The sequence below is a fragment of the Reichenbachiella versicolor genome (assembly GCF_003171675.1).
GTDB classification, from domain to species: domain Bacteria; phylum Bacteroidota; class Bacteroidia; order Cytophagales; family Cyclobacteriaceae; genus Reichenbachiella; species Reichenbachiella versicolor.
The window spans coordinates 231,357-247,486 of sequence record NZ_QFZQ01000005.1 but is presented as its reverse complement, the minus strand read 5'-3'; the positions used below and the strand labels follow the sequence as shown (position 1 = coordinate 247,486).

Sequence of the window (16,130 nt, the reverse complement as noted above, 5' to 3'; positions counted from 1 at the left end):
CCTTAGCTCTTTTATTATTTTATTTCTTCTTAGTACAGAGAATTACCCCTGTCGACCAATTCATTTTGGTGATAGAAAAGTCCTCTCTACTCTCCAAATAAGTGACCAACCCCTTGGCTTTTTCTGCATGTCCTTCTGGCCAATTAGGCTGAGGGTTCATATCATCAATTACGTAAAAGCCACCGACATTAATCAAATCAAGTACTTCTTCAAGCTCACTATATTTCCCCGGCCATGCATCTGCAAATACCAAATCGAACTTACCTCCTTGATAATTCTTGATCCAATCAGTACCATCACAACACTGTAAATCAACCCTATGATCATTTCCAAAGTATTCTTTTGCAATTGATACAAGTTTAGGGTCATTATCTATACTGATCAAATGTGAGTCCTCATCTAGACCTTCAATCATCCATGCTAATGACAAACTAACACCAGTTCCTAACTCCAGTACCTTAGCACTCGGTTTAGATGCTATCAAAGATTTCAACAATGTCCCGATATATACATCAGAAGGCATTGTAAAACCAATTTCAATACACCTTTTCTCAAGAGACTGAAATACACTTGGCATTTTTACGATTACTGATTGATCCATAATGACCGACTAATATTTAAAACTAAGAGCAAAGACAGCGAACCATCTTTGCTCTTTTAGTCTTTGTTTTATGTCTGGACTAAAAGTCGCTTATCTTCAAAACATGATCCTTGGATGTCTCCAATTCATGAATAAAGTCCTCTGTTCTTCTTTTTGACTTAGAGATCGCTACTCTACCTGATCTGACAAACTCAAGCAAACCAAGTGGCTTGAGTTTTTCGTATAGATCGTGAGTTTCCGATTTGTAACCTGTCTTTTCAAGTACAATATGGTCTTCCTCAATCACGAGAATTCTGGCTCCATTATCTCTTACGAGCTTCTCTATACTTTCACCGTTCAAGAAAACTTTAGTAGGAACTTTGTACAAAGCCATTTCTTGATAGTAGATTTCATCATCCTCGTATAAAAACGCGCCAACGACATCTACAATCTTATGGATCTGCTTTACCACTTTTTGTAAATCTTCCTTAGGTGCATCTGCTACAATAGTAAACCGACTAATCCCCGCTACCTCTGTAGTAGAGACGTTTAAACTTACAATGTTGATCTTCCTTCTAGTGAAAATTATCGTGATATTATTGAGTAAACCAGCCTTATCTTCGGTCAAAACCGAAATTGTGTATACTTTATCCACTGTCTTACGTTTTTACTTTTCTAATTTTATTTCTGACACAGAAGCGCCTGCAGGTACCATTGGGAATACATTCCCTTCTTTCTCGACTACTACTTCTAATAAACATGGGCCGTCATAATCTAACCACTCTTGAACTGCTCCATCCAACGCCTCTCGTTCCGTTACTTTATTAGTCTTAATACCATACCCTTCAGTTATTTTTTGAAAGTCAGGATTGACCATTTCAGTATTAGAATATCTCTTGTCAAAGAATAACTCTTGCCACTGACGTACCATTCCAAGGAAATTATTATTCAGAATAAGAACCTTAACTGCAATATTGCTCTGGAATATTGTCCCTAATTCCTGAATAGTCATTTGGAATCCTCCATCACCTATTACAGCAATAACTTCTTTTTCAGGTCTACCCATTTTCGCCCCCATCGCTGCGGGTAATGCAAAGCCCATTGTTCCTAATCCACCAGAAGTTACGTTCAGTCTAGTATCAGCAAACTCATAATAGCGTGTTGCAATCATTTGATGCTGTCCTACATCTGTAACTAAGATGGCTTGACCTTCTGTTTTATCAGAGATCATCTTAATTACTTCAGTCATCTTCAATTCTTCCCCTGTAGGATTGAATTCGTGCTTGATAACTTTTTCATATTCTAATTGATCACAATCATGAAACTCCTTAAGCCAAGCATCATGTTTATTCTCTTTTACCTCAGGAATTAATTCCAACAGAGCAGCCTTAGCATCAGAGATGATTGCTACATCTGTTTTTACATTCTTATCTACTTCGGCAGGGTCAATTTCGATATGTATCACTTTCGCCTGTTTGGCATATCTACTCAAATCTCCCGTCACACGATCATCGAACCTCATACCAATTGCTATCAAAAGATCACATTCATTAGTCTTGATATTCGGGCCATAGTTACCATGCATACCTAAGTAACCTGTATACAAAGGATGAGCATTGGGAACTGCGGATAATCCCAGTAGTGTAGATGCCATCGGAATCCCTCCCTTCTCTGCAAACTCAAGTAATTCACTTTGAGCTTGAGAAATGATAACTCCATGTCCAACCAAAATCAAAGGCTTTCTAGCTTCATTGATTAATGATGCAGCTTCTTTTACCTTATCCTTCTTTAGTTCAGGGTATGGGTGGTAACTTCTGATTTTCTCACACTTTTCATAGGTGTAATCCATCTCATTCACCTGAGCATCTTTAGTAATGTCTATCAATACTGGCCCTGGTCGACCTGAATTAGCTATATAAAAACCTTTGGCAATAGCCGCTGGAATATCTTCCGCTCTAGTCACCTGACAATTCCATTTTGTCACCGGCATAGAAATACCAACGACATCAGTTTCCTGAAAAGCATCGGTACCCAATAGCTTGGAAAATACCTGACCAGTAATACAAACTAAAGGAGTGGAGTCAATTTGTGCATCTGCAATACCTGTAATCAGGTTAGTCGCACCTGGACCTGAGGTAGCAAAAGCGACACCTGTTTTGCCGTTGACTCGTGCATATCCTTGTGCTGCATGTGCAGCACCCTGCTCATGTCTTACCAAAATATGGTTAAGCTTATCCATGTACTTGTACAACAAGTCATAGATAGGCATAATAGCTCCACCTGGATAGCCGAAGATAGTATCTACACCTTCCTCCAACAAGCTCTTCAATACTGCTTCAGAGCCTGTTATTCTTTCAGTTTTGCTGATCATCTTCTTTTCTTGTTCTAATTCTAATGTCGATGTATTCATAACTCAATCATATTGAGTCCATAGTCTGTAATCCATAGTCCATAGAAATCTTTGGACTATCGTCTATTGACTATCGACTGATTTTACTCATCCGTTACGCAGCCTTCAGATGCAGACTTCACGCAATTGATATATTTTTTAAGTACTCCTCTTTCAGCCTTGTAAGGTGGCTGTACCCATTCAGCTTTTCTTTTAGCCATCTCCTCATCGGAGATCTTAATATCCATCCTATTGTTGACTGCATCAATAGAGATTATATCTCCATCTTTGATCAATCCTATTGGACCGCCTTCTTGTGCTTCAGGACAAATATGCCCCACCACAAAACCATGAGATCCACCAGAAAACCTTCCATCTGTAATCAGGGCTACATCTTTACCTAACCCCGCGCCCATAACAGCACTAGTAGGTTTAAGCATTTCTGGCATACCTGGCCCACCTTTTGGTCCAGAGTATCTGATCACGATCACTTCACCTTTCTGTACTTCCTCTCCTATACCTTTGATAGCTGCGAATTCGTCATCGTAGCATCTTGCTGGACCTTCGAAGTATTCACCCTCTTTTCCTGTAATCTTAGCTACAGAACCTTCCGGAGCTAGATTACCATACAATATTTGAAGGTGACCTGATTTCTTGATAGGGTTATCAAAAGTGTGAATGATCTTCTGATCCTCTTTCAATGGAGCACCTTCCTCAATATTTTTAGCCAAGGTCTGCCCAGTTACTGTCATTTCATCACCATGTAGGTAGCCTTCGTTTAACAATATTTTTAACAATCCAGGGATACCTCCTACATCGTGAAGATCCTGCATCAAATACTTTCCACTTGGCTTCAAATCTGCTATAAAAGGAGTAGCGTCAGAAATTCTTTGAACGTCCTCCAAAGTCAAATCGACATTCACCGACTTAGCCATCGCCAACAAGTGAAGTACTGCATTAGTCGAACCACCGGTTATCATGATCAACGTCAAAGCATTCTCAAATGACTTCTTAGTCATGATCTCTCTTGGCTTGAGGTCTTCTTTTAACAAATTGTAAATAGCCTGACCTACTCTGTATGTTTCCTGTTTCTTATCTTCAGACTCTGCGGGGTTGGAAGATGAAGAAGGTAAACTCATACCCATTACTTCTATAGCAGAAGCCATAGTATTAGCAGTATACATACCTCCACATGCTCCTGGTCCTGGGATAGAGTTTTGAATAATCCCTTTATAATCTTCGTCGGAAATATTTCCTTGTAGTTTAGCACCATAGGCTTCGAAAGCAGACACTATATTTAGATCTTCCCCTTTCCATTTCCCTGGTTTTACTGTACCTCCATATACCATTAGTCCAGGCCTATTGAGTCTACCCAATGCCATGATCGATGCCGGCATATTCTTATCACATCCTACTACAGGGACAACTGCATCATAAAACTGTGCTTGAACTACAGTCTCTATAGAATCAGCAATAATATCTCTCGATACTAAGGAATAGTTCATTCCTGTAGTACCATTGGAAATACCATCTGAGACTCCAATTGTATGAAAAATCAATCCGACAAGATCCGCTTCTTTAACTCCCTTCTTGACTTGATGAGACAAGATATTAAGGTGCATGTTACATGGGTTCCCTTCGAAACCTGTGCTGACGATACCGACTTGAGGTTTGTTCATGTCAGCTTCAGTCATACCCGTAGCATAAAGCTGGGCTTGCGATGCAGGCTGTGATGGATCCTGCGTTAGCGTCTTACTGTACTTGTTTAACTCCATTGATTTTCAATAATTATTCTGCTCTATTGAGCGTGCTTATTTCTTTTAGTCTGACAAACTTTTGGCGTTTGACTGCCATTTTTTCTATAAGGGATTACCCCAAATTGAACTCGCTTAACTCATCATTGGTCACCCTAGCTCTGTACATCTGAAAGAGCTCGTAAGCGATAGTATCCTTCCAATTCTTTTTAAACTTAAAATCATCTATGCTGGCGATACTTGCTACTTCTGTTGCTGTACCAGTGAAAAAAGCCCCTTCAGCTTCTTTCACTTCTTCTGGCTTAAATAGCTTCTCTATCACAGGATAACCTAACTCCATTGCAAACTCTATGATTGTAGCTCTTGTAATACCAGGAAAAATATTTCCTAGTGGTGGGGTTACAAGCATATCATCCTTGACATAAAAGAAGTTTTGGCCAGAACCTTGTGCTACATTCCCATCCAAATCCAACTGAAGTGCTTCGTCAAATCCTTTTTTCTTCGCGTCATTCGTAGCCAAGATTGAATTGGCATACATTCCGTTCACCTTAGTATCAACAGGAAATGCTTTTGGACTTGGTTTATGATACGGAGAAATCATGACTTTCTGATTCTCATATCCCAAGTATGGAGGCCACTCCCAGCAGGCTATCATAATATGAACTTCACTACATGTGATCAATTTCATATTGGCTCCCAAATATGCCAAAGGACGGATGTAAGCATTTTCAACACCGTTCTTCTCCAATAACTCATAAGAAACCTTTACTAATTCGTCTACATCGTAGTTGAATTTGATCCCCATAGTTTCGCATGAGTATTTCATACGCTCAAAGTGCTCACGGGCCTTATATATATTAGGGCCTGCACCACTGCTGTATGATCGTATCCCTTCAAAAACTCCATTTCCATGATGAAGTGTCTGACTGTATAGATCCACATGTGAATCAACTGCCTTCACCCATTCACCGTCTAGGTATATTATTGAGTTCTTTTTGTAATACATCTTAGTTTTTGTTTTAGGTTGCTTTTTGGGTATAAAAAAAGCGTCATTCTTTTAGGAATGACGCTTTAGTATATTTTCAAAACACTTTTGACACATCATTCCTTGACCGAAGCGACGACCGCTTCAGCAATGACCACAGATGCTATGACTAAAGTATTTTTCATTTCTTTTTCTTATTGGCTCAAAGGTAACAGAATTAAAAACTGTCCTCAAAATATTCATCAGCGTTTTTTATCAATTACCAAATTACTCCTATCTCTTAATGATTAATGTCAGAATCTTACTCAAGGAAGATTAAGCATCCACCATATTTTCGTCCAATAATTTTTTCAACATATCGTCATTCACTACGTCATTAGCATCGGCCAACTCTAGGAATTTTTGATACACTGGCTCTAAATCTTCTTTAGATAAATTAGCACCAAGGTTCTCTAGTCTATAGAGCAATGCTGCTCTACCCGATCTAGCTGTCAATACAATGGAAGACTCATGAACACCAACCTCTGCTGGATCTATAATTTCATAATTATCTCTATTCTTAATGACACCGTCTTGGTGAATTCCAGAAGAGTGAGCAAATGCATTTGCTCCGACTATTGCTTTATTAGCTTGGACTGGCATTCTCATTCTTTCTATGACCAGATTGCTAATTCCTTTAAGCCTTTTTGAGTCTATTCTAGTATCTGCTTTTAGAGCTTCATGCTTTCTCATGATCATGACAACCTCTTCCAAAGAAGTATTACCAGCTCTTTCACCTATGCCGTTGATAGTACATTCTATTTGTCCCGCTCCATTTTGGATACCCGCGATAGAGTTCGCTGTAGCCAATCCTAGGTCATTGTGGCAGTGAGTAGATATGATGGCTTTATCGATATTTTTCACATTCTCTTTCAAGAATTTGATTTTAGCACCGTATTGCTCAGGAAGACAGTACCCAGTCGTATCAGGAATATTGACTACAGTGGCACCAGCTGCAATCACAGCTTCAATTACCTGAGCCAAGTATTCGTTATCCGTTCTCCCTGCATCCTCTGCATAGAACTCCACATCTTCTACAAAAGACTTAGCATACTTAACAGCTCTAACTCCTCTCTCGATGATATCTTCTCTAGTTGTTTTGATCTTAGTAAATACGTGCTGATCAGAAGTCCCAATACCAGTATGAATTCTTGGAAACCTAGCATGTTTCAAAGCATCTGCCGCTACCTCAATGTCTTTTTCTACCGCTCTGGTCAATCCACATACTGTAGCATTCTTTACCAGTTTAGCGATCTCAGATACTGACTCAAAATCACCTGGACTGGAGATAGGAAAACCCGCTTCGATAACATCAACACCTAACAACTCCAGCTCCTCTGCGATAAGAAGTTTGTTCTTCGTATCGAGTCTACAACCTGGCACTTGCTCTCCGTCTCTTAGTGTCGTATCGAATATTTGAATGCGATTTTCCATAACAATTTTTTAATCTATTATTCAAATGTAATTGGCGACTTATCACTGTACAATGCCAATCTTTTTTTTAATTACGATTTCTAAGTATTTAATTTTAAACCTAAATCTTATTTTTGAGATCAATAACGTCTAAATAAATACAATGCCTAAGGATAGTTCTGATACTTTGTTCACTTTAATAAAATCTTTAAAAAAAAGCGAAAAACGTTATTTTAAAATAGCAGTACAGGATGATGGCGACAAAAAGTTTGCGAAACTGTTTGATATCATTGACAAACAAAGCGAACACAATGATTCAGAAATCTTAAATAAAGACAAAACCCTGAAAGCCAATCAGCTTTCCAACATGAAGGCTCACCTGTACAACAAAATCCTTCAAAATCTAAGAGACTACAATTCTGGAACCCTGCCTAATATTAAAATCAGAGACACCATAGATCATGCAGAAATTCTATTTAACAAGAGTTTATATAGTCAGTGTGGAGAGGTGATCAAAAAAGCAAAAAAAATGGCTGTCAAGTCTGACAATCTTGAACTACGCCTTGAAGTATTGAAATGGGAAAAACAAATGCTAGCCCACTCAGCAGCCAAAGACAATGTATCTAGAACTGACGCTGTTATCAAAGAGGTGCAGGAGGTGACAGGTCGAATCAACAATATCAATTCTTTCTCAAATCTTCAGTTTCGACTACAATCTATCTACAAAAAGATTGGTTTCATCCGGAATGAAAATGATTACAAAGAAATTAAAAAGGTGTTTGAAGAGGATATTCCGTATTTCGTAGAGGCCAATCTATCGATAGGAGAAAAAATTGGACTTTACAATCTATACATTGGGTATTACTTCTTTATCCAAGATTTTGAAACGGGATATGAGTATGCAAAAAAGCTTGTCAATATATTCGATGGACAGAAGACGTTGATTCTTTCAAGATTAGAAACTTATATAAATAGTCTTAACAACCTGCTCATTGCTCAAAATAAGCTTTTGAAAATTCGTGAATTTCAAAACACTACTCGAGAGTTACGTGCTTTAAATAATCTTCCGTCTGCTTATCAGAATGAAAATATAAGTTTGAAGCTCAGGAAGTACACTTTCGTACATGAATTCAATCGACTTTTCTTGTTAGGTGATTTTCAAGGAGGTGTAAACCTGATGACTAGAATCAACCCTGGACTTGAAACCTTTATCCCTCAACTAGACCCTCATTCTCGAATGATTCTCTTTTACAAAACGGCTTGTTTATACTTTGGGAATTCGGATTTTCAAATTGCGATTAGCTGGGTTCAAAAAGTGATTAACTCCACAGAAGGAGACCTAAGAGAGGACATTCATGGGTTTGCAAGAATCTTAAGCTTGATTTGTCACTATGAGTTGGGCAATATGGATCTAATTCAATATCACGTCCGATCTACGTATCGATTCCTTTACAAAAAAGAAGATCTTCATCAGTTTCAAAAATACATTTTGAACTTTCTACTGAAACTGAATATGAGTATCACTGAGGAAGAATTAAAAAATAGATTTATTACCTTAAGGAATAGCCTGATACCTCTATCTAAAGACCCCTATGAAAAGCGTGCGTTCATTTACTTTGATATTATTTCTTGGCTTGAATCTAAGATAGAAAACCGCCCAATTGGTGACATTGTAAAACAAAAAGCATACGCCATTTTGAACAAACATTAACTATACATCCATGCAAGAAGTCTTCATAGTCGCAGCTGTCCGTACTCCAATTGGAAGTTTTGGAGGTGCACTCTCTCCATTTTCTGCTACTGAACTGGGTTCTATAGCTATTCAAGAAGCTATCAAAAAATCCAACATCCCAATAGAGTCTATCGATGAAGTATTCATGGGCAATGTTGTCTCGGCTGGACTAGGTCAAGCTCCGACAAGACAAGCTGCACTTGGAGCAAATATTGGTCACAATGTACCTTGTACAACAGTGAATAAAGTATGTGCTTCAGGAATGAAAGCGGTCATGCTGGGTGCTCAATCTATTATGCTTGGTCAAAATGAGGTAGTCGTAACTGGAGGCATGGAAAGTATGTCTAATATTCCTTTTTACTTGCCCAAAGCACGATTTGGCTATAAATATGGAAATGACACATTAATAGATGGTTTACAACATGACGGGCTTTGGGAACCTTATCATGAATTCCCAATGGGAAGCTGCGGAGATCATACAGCTAAAGAAATGGGTATTTCACGTGAGGAACAAGATGAGTACGCTATCACATCTTATCAGAGAGCGGCACACGCCACTGAAAAAGGACTTTTCAAAGACGAGATTATCTCTATTGAAATCCCTCAACGTAAAGGCGAGCCAGTCTTAATGACAGAGGATGAAGAGTTTAAAAAAGTTCGATTCGACAAGCTTCCGTTACTTAAACCTGTTTTCAATAAAGACGGTACGGTCACCGCTGCAAATGCTTCAACTATTAATGATGGCGCTGCTTGTATTATCCTAATGAATAAAAAGAAAGTAGACGAATTTGACGTCAAACCTATTGCAAAGATTAGAAGCTTCTCAGATGCAGCTCAAGAACCACTTTGGTTTACTACTGCTCCTTCATTAGCCATTCCTAAAGCCATGAAACTAGCTGGAATAGAAAATTCAGATGTAGATGCATTTGAGATAAATGAAGCTTTTTCTGTAGTTGCGTTGGCAAATATGAAAAAGCTTAACCTTGATCATAGCAATGTCAATATTCTTGGAGGTGCTGTTTCTCTAGGCCATCCACTTGGAGCGTCTGGAGCAAGAATAGTAACCACTCTGAATTCAGCTCTAAATTCAAATGGAGGTTCGATAGGAGTCGCTGGAATATGTAATGGGGGAGGTGGGGCAAGTGCCATTGTTATAGAAAAAGTTTAATCGCAGGGCGATAGCCCTTTGGGTTAAATTCCCCGGTCCTTGGGTCGAGTAGAAATAAAACCCCAAAGATACCCCGTACCCTTGGGTCAGGGAACTTCACTTCAGCTCTTCTTTGAATTTTCATTTTAAAAGAGCTTTATACACATCAAATTCAATTGGAATAAAGCCAGTATTGTCCCAAAAGTTAATATCATAATCTATGGACTGTTCTAGTAATACGTCATTAGTCATGAATGACTCTTTACTGGGAAATTTTATCTGTGACGGCTTGCTTTCATGAAACACTAAATCTGCTTGACTCCTAAAAACACCTTCCTCTTTGGTATCCCTATTTTTCACTTCGAAGCTGACATTAACTTGTACAGAATTCAAATGAAGACGTCCTTCCTTCCTGACATAATCTACAGCATAGGTTGCAGCCTTATTTTTAATCTCTAGATTTTTCGGTTTTTTTTCAACAAAATCATCATTAGCTAATTGCCGATAAGCTGCCGCCACCTCTAGTTTCATAGCTCTTAATGAATAATCTCTTTGATCAAGAAACAAACTCCCTTTGTAATATTCTCCAGAACCTTCTATTGGATAAAAATCGACCTGATGTACCATCGCGTCTCCGAATACTACGAAATCAACATACCTAAAATCGTAACTAGATTGACTATCCTTATCATAAAATCGTCCCAGATGTTGAACAACATCTAGCTTCAAACAGCTACTCAAAGAACCTCTAGTCTTGTACACAATTGTATCTCGGTATTCTGGAGACATCCATTTCCTTCCTCTAATCAGCTTCACTCTTTCCCGCTCCATTGCTCCATAAGCAGGTTTTGTAATATCAAATTCAGCTTCAGCCAAAGCTGTTAGCTCTTCATTTTCGAAAATCATTTCTCTAAAAAACGCTCGATTGATCGTTCGATAATCTGTAAATGCTTTGGATATGTTTTCTATCGATTTTTCTATAGCCAAACGTGGAGTAATTTTTCTAATTATTACCTCTCTCAACGTAATGGCTTCTGGCACTACGGCTACGTTGGCATGCTGAGTAACAGAAAGACTAAAGTTCTTACTTTGATACCCTAATGCATGCACCGAAATCAAGACTGAATCTTGACCACATGGAAGTATCAAACTAAAATCACCATCAGAATTACTTACTGTAGTCTTTCCTTTTCCATACCTGATTGGTGCATAGGGTAATGGATCTTTTGTAAGTTGATTAAAAACCTTTCCTCTAAGCTGTTGTGATTGTACACAATCGTTCTTCTTTGATCTTGGAATAGAGTTGTATATCACCACAAAGTCTTCCAACTCATCAATTACCAAAGTGCTGTCTTCAAAAAGAATATGAAGCAACTGTCTTGTCGTCAAACTATCAGAGCTAATAGAGACTCTTCTCTTTCGCAATAGTCTCGTATCATAGGAAAAATTAGTTTTTCCCATCAGTGACTTTATCGCCTTAGCACTTTTCTGATTTTTCACCTCAAAAGAGATGACTCTATCCAAATCACTTCCTTGAATAGTAGCAAAAGCCACATTCAAACAACTAAAAAAAATGAAAGACAAGGCAAACCTCATAGCCCTTACTTCTAATTATTCACATGGATCTCCGGTGACAATTGTTTGCTCTCCTTCTTCCTTCATTTGCAAATTATAGATTTTAGAAATGGCTTGTTTAATATCTTTTAATGTGGCTTGTTCATAATTGGCAGTCAACCTACAGCTAGAGAATGACTTTGATTCAAGCTTAAACTCATGCTGATATGCGTGTCCCACGACATCAAAAACTTCCGTCAAAGGAGTATCTTCAAAAGACAATGACTTATTGTACCATGATAAAATGTTTGGCTCTGAACGTTCAACCATTGAAATTTTCCCGGCCTCAACTTTTAGATTCATGTTTTTAGTCAGTAGAACTGGTTTGTTCCCCTCCAGTTCGTAAGCGACTTTCCCTGATTTCACCTGAACACTATGAACTTTATTTGAAGAGGCCACATTAAAAGAAGTTCCTAGCACCTTGACTTGAGCGTCTCCTAAACCAATCACAAAAGGATGACTTTCATCTCTACTCACATCAAAAAATGCCTCTCCATTCAGTTCTAGATTTCTATTTTGCGCAAAGTCCTCTTGATACTTTAATGTAGAACCAGGATATATGTAAACAATAGAACCATCAGGAAGCTCGTATTTTTTATCATCCAATTGATCTGCTGAAACAGTCACCCATGAATTAGTAACTTCATTTCGAATAGTCAGAAAAGCCAGTGTCACTCCGAATACAAGTACTGCCGCGACACCTACTTTAACCAATTTACTCCTCCATGACTCCCTGACTATTCGGCGCTTTTGTTTTTCCCAAGCATCTGTCAAATCGTCTTCACTAACCAAAGTAGCCAAAGAGATCTGCTGCCATTCTTTTTCAAACAACTCAAAATCAATTTTAAGCTCAATGTCATTTTTCAAAGCAGCTTCAAACTCAGCTGATCGACTTTGTTCCATCTGGCCAGCTAGATACTCAGCCATAAAAGCCTCATCGTATTTTATATTTCCTTTATCCATAATTGACCATGATTAAAAAAAGAAGAAAAGCATATTCTGCTAGCGCCATTCTCAATTTTTTCAAGGCGTTGGTCATATGACCTTCGACCGTCTTGATAGAAATGTTGAGTTCTTCTGCTATTTCTTTGTACTTCTTACCTTCATATCTATTCATTCTAAACACCTGTCGGCCTTTCTCTGGAAGCTCATCTATGCAGTGGTTAATTCTCTTACTCAGCTCTTCGTTATTGAGTATTTCTTCAGGGTTTAACGAAAGCACTGCTGGCGATTTTACCAACTCTGATTGATGTTTACTTACCACCATTTGATGTCTCAATCTATTTTGACATTTCCTTTTGACTGCTCCAAAAAGATATGATTTGACCGAATGGGATATTTCTACCTTATCCTTCTGATTCCAATAACTGAAAAACACCTCTTGAACTACGTCCTCAGCCTCACTGCGATCCCCTACCATTCTTATTCCATAGACAAGTAAGGAAGAGTAGTATTCTTTGAATATTTTTTCAAAAGCACCTAAATCTCGCTGTGTGGTGAAAGACATGAATTATGACTTCTGTTTATTTATTTTTTTCAACGCTTTTAGTAAATCCTCCTCAGGCTTGATAATGGTATTATCTCCCCAATAAGAAGCATCGTTGTACTTAGGAGCCTCATCAGAAAAAACCAAATTCTGATTTATACCTTTAAACCCTTCTTTGGAAACTTCCTTATTTCTATTAGTCGTTACCATCTCAGATGTGGCATAGAAAGTAGAATTAAAAAGCCTCTTCTTCCAATTAACTTTTACTTGAAGATGACTCCTCGCATACCCAAGATACCACTTACCATCTTGAGATTGAAAAAAATTAACACTGTATGAAGCATCTTCAAGGGCCAACTTTGCAAACAGTGGCTTCTTTTTAACCATCTCAGTACCCATTCTATCTAGTTCGCTTGGATGATAGCCGAATCTGACCGAAGTAAACGCCATCGACTCCTGATCTATATAGATCAATCCTTGAAACTTAGTCCCATCGTATCCCTTTTTAGAAGTAAAAGAAATTTTATAGTTTCTTCGACCATTTAGCTCTTCTACATCCATGAGATTATAATCATAGTTTTCAATAGAAGACTCGGATAGAATCTCTCCTGGATTCTTTACTAAATCCAGCAACAACATAGTCCCTAGACCACCTTGAAGTTTCAGTGCTAGTGTATCACTTTTCTTGTAACTCTTGCCACGGTAACCTTTATTGATCTTCACCATAGAGCTTAGGCTGTTATTATATGCTTCCTTATAAAATTCCACCATACCCTGAGAAAAATCGACATATTTATGACTTCGACGAATCATCTCGCGATAGAACGATGTCAGTACTTCTGGCTCATTTAGGTAATTGACTTGCTTTTTTTCGAGTGCTTGTCCGATCAGATACTTAGCATCCGACACTACCACATCCTTCAGTAAATGCACCTTTTCCTTTAATTCAATTTTGTTTCCAGTAGGCTGAAGCTCAGAAATAGCAGATACTACAGACTCGTATCCTATACTTGAAAAAACCAGATTTCCTTCAATAAACGACTTTGGAATTTTGATTTCAAATTCACCTTCGTAGTTAGCTACTGAGTTTAAATCTTGCCCTTCTATGCTCACTGTACAAGAACCAATTGGACTGCCTGTAGATTGAGATTTTATTGATCCACTAACAGTAATAAAATTATCCTGAGCCAAAACGACATTTCCCAATAATAGAATGGTCAATACAAGTAATTTAATCGCTAGGCGATGGCTTATTGGATTTAATTCCTTTCCCCTTGAGGTGAGCGATAATAAAACTCCAGAGGAAACCTCGTCCTCTTGAGTCGGAGCGTTTTTATTAATTCTAGCTTTCATGACAATAACAATTTAGTTTCTACTATTGAAGTACCCTTTGATAGATTTTACCCTGTGTCCAAAAAATAAATAGTTTCAATTTTCAGTATTAGACTCAACAATAATGGCACAATTGCTGCAAGTCTCTTTCGCCGTTATAGATTTGCAACGAATTATCGAAAAGAAGGAATGAGAAGAGTACTTTTTGCTTTAATCGCTATACTATCGACCACTTTATCTTGGGCACAGGAGGATGTAATCACCCGATACAACACTCGAAACGAAAACGGCGAATACCCTATCAAAGAACGATACAAAACCATCCAACTAGACACAGCAGTGGTAGATGGAGCATACGTCATGTATAGTTTCACAGGAGACACCATAGTGACTGGACATTTCAATAGAGGTAAAAAAGAAGGAGTCTTTTTGAATCTATACCCTAGTGGTCAAATTCAACGAAAAACGGAATACTCTAAAAACCTTCGTCAAGGCAAAACCGAAGTCTATGACGAAACGGGTGCATTGATTCAATCTGGTACTTTTCTCAACGATACCTTGGTTGGGGTTCTATCCAGCTATTACTCGAATGGTAATCTCAAAAATACTACTGCATTTAAAAAAGGTAAGCCCAACGGAGAAGTCAAGGAATATTATCAAAGTGGCGCGCTAAAAGAAATCATCAACTATCGTGACGGCAAACAACACGGCCTTAATACTACTTACTACGAAAGTGGAAATCTAAAATCCAAGATTAACTATAGCTATGGATTGATAGATGGAGCTATGATAGGCTACTATCCTAATGGAAAGATAAATACTGAGGCGTACCAGCGTCATGGCGCAAGACAAGGAACATATAAAAAATTCTACGAAAGTGGACAGTTGAAAACGTCTGGAGAATATCTAAACGGTACTTTGGATGGTGATGTCATTAGCTACTTCGAAGATGGGTCTGTCGAACAAAAGTTCATTTATCACTCTGGTAAGAAAACTGGATTAAACTATATCTATTTTCAAAATGGCCAAGTGAAAATCAAGTCTGATTACTCCAATGAGGAACAGGATAATACTGAAGTAGAATACAATGAGAAAGGTGGAATCATCGCGAAGCGGAGGCATAAAGACGGTTTCAAATCTGGTGAATGGGAATACTTCAGAGAGAAAAATGGTAAACTACATATCACAGAAAACTATACTGATGGCAAACTGAGTGGTAAGCGAACTACATACAATGACAAAGGAAAGGTAACCTTAGTAGAGCGGTTTGATAAAGGAAAACTACATGGAGAGACTAAATCTATGCACCCGAACGGCAAACTTATGATTTCGAAATTTTACAAATTCGATAGACTAGATGGTCTGTACAAAGAGTATGATAAATCTGGACATCTCTTAACAGAAGGAGCTTATCATAGAAACGAAAAGAATGGTGGTTGGAAATACTACGACAAAAAAGGAAACTTACTTCGTGAAGAAAAGTACAAGTTTGGGAAGTTGATAAAGTAAAAGAATCATATAATAGATAAGGTTGAACTAGTTTTAAATATTCTTAAAACCAATTCAAGATTCTAAAAAAGGGTAGAATCAAGCCTTTTAAAAAATTCTAAAAACGGGAATAATAAGGAGAAGCTATCTACAGCTATGTTCTATAACTGA

13 protein-coding genes are annotated in these 16,130 nt (G+C 38.0%); 3 read left to right on the top strand and 10 right to left on the bottom strand.

The genetic code is table 11. The annotated features are described in order from the left end of the window. Positions 1–19: 19 nt before the first annotated feature. From DKG80_RS11560 to DKG80_RS11535, 6 genes are all read right to left on the bottom strand, one after another. Entirely contained in the window at positions 20–601 is a 582-nt protein-coding gene (locus DKG80_RS11560) for an O-methyltransferase (protein ID WP_109831502.1), read from the bottom strand. 79 nt (positions 602–680) lie between these two features. Further along, entirely contained in the window at positions 681–1,235 is a 555-nt protein-coding gene (ilvN, locus tag DKG80_RS11555; RefSeq protein WP_109831501.1) for an acetolactate synthase small subunit, read from the bottom strand. Positions 1,236–1,247: 12 nt separating this feature from the next. Continuing rightward, positions 1,248–2,990 (bottom strand): biosynthetic-type acetolactate synthase large subunit, encoded by a 1,743-nt coding sequence (gene ilvB, locus DKG80_RS11550; protein WP_109831500.1) that lies wholly within the window; start codon positions 2,988–2,990, stop codon positions 1,248–1,250. An 83-nt stretch (positions 2,991–3,073) separates the two neighbouring features. Continuing rightward, a complete protein-coding gene (gene ilvD, locus DKG80_RS11545; protein ID WP_109831499.1) occupies positions 3,074–4,744 on the bottom strand; it encodes a dihydroxy-acid dehydratase in 1,671 nt (556 codons plus the stop codon). 94 nt (positions 4,745–4,838) lie between these two features. Further along, the gene (ilvE, locus tag DKG80_RS11540) at positions 4,839–5,729 is read right to left on the bottom strand and encodes a branched-chain-amino-acid transaminase (RefSeq protein WP_109831498.1); all 891 of its coding nucleotides are present in this window, start codon (positions 5,727–5,729) and stop codon (positions 4,839–4,841) included. 294 nt (positions 5,730–6,023) lie between these two features. Then, positions 6,024–7,181, bottom strand: coding sequence for a 2-isopropylmalate synthase (locus tag DKG80_RS11535; protein WP_109831497.1), 1,158 nt, complete (start codon positions 7,179–7,181; stop codon positions 6,024–6,026). A gap of 142 nt (positions 7,182–7,323) precedes the next feature. Here DKG80_RS11535 and DKG80_RS11530 point away from each other — a divergent pair, with 142 nt between their 5' ends. Both DKG80_RS11530 and DKG80_RS11525 read left to right on the top strand, forming a co-directional pair. Beyond that, on the top strand, positions 7,324–8,871 hold the full coding sequence (locus DKG80_RS11530) for a hypothetical protein (RefSeq protein ID WP_109831496.1): 1,548 nt from the start codon (positions 7,324–7,326) through the stop codon (positions 8,869–8,871). A gap of 10 nt (positions 8,872–8,881) precedes the next feature. Continuing rightward, positions 8,882–10,060, top strand: a complete 1,179-nt coding sequence (locus DKG80_RS11525) for an acetyl-CoA C-acyltransferase (protein WP_109831495.1) — start codon at positions 8,882–8,884, stop codon at positions 10,058–10,060. Between the two features lie 120 nt (positions 10,061–10,180). On the opposite strand, the gene DKG80_RS11520 is transcribed toward DKG80_RS11525, so the two are convergent. The 4 genes from DKG80_RS11520 to DKG80_RS11505 are packed head-to-tail and all read right to left on the bottom strand — an operon-like array spanning position 10,181 to position 14,492. Then, entirely contained in the window at positions 10,181–11,635 is a 1,455-nt protein-coding gene (locus DKG80_RS11520) for a carboxypeptidase-like regulatory domain-containing protein (protein WP_109831494.1), read from the bottom strand. Positions 11,636–11,650: 15 nt separating this feature from the next. Continuing rightward, a complete protein-coding gene (locus DKG80_RS11515) occupies positions 11,651–12,616 on the bottom strand; it encodes a FecR family protein (RefSeq protein ID WP_109831493.1) in 966 nt (321 codons plus the stop codon). Next, on the bottom strand, positions 12,609–13,160 hold the full coding sequence (locus DKG80_RS11510) for an RNA polymerase sigma-70 factor (protein WP_109831492.1): 552 nt from the start codon (positions 13,158–13,160) through the stop codon (positions 12,609–12,611). Before DKG80_RS11510 ends, DKG80_RS11515 begins: the two co-directional genes overlap by 8 nt. Before the next feature lie 3 nt (positions 13,161–13,163). Next, the gene (locus DKG80_RS11505; RefSeq protein ID WP_109831491.1) at positions 13,164–14,492 is read right to left on the bottom strand and encodes a carboxypeptidase-like regulatory domain-containing protein; all 1,329 of its coding nucleotides are present in this window, start codon (positions 14,490–14,492) and stop codon (positions 13,164–13,166) included. A 168-nt stretch (positions 14,493–14,660) separates the two neighbouring features. Here DKG80_RS11505 and DKG80_RS11500 point away from each other — a divergent pair, with 168 nt between their 5' ends. Then, positions 14,661–15,980 (top strand): toxin-antitoxin system YwqK family antitoxin, encoded by a 1,320-nt coding sequence (locus DKG80_RS11500; protein WP_109831490.1) that lies wholly within the window; start codon positions 14,661–14,663, stop codon positions 15,978–15,980. Positions 15,981–16,130: the final 150 nt, after the last annotated feature.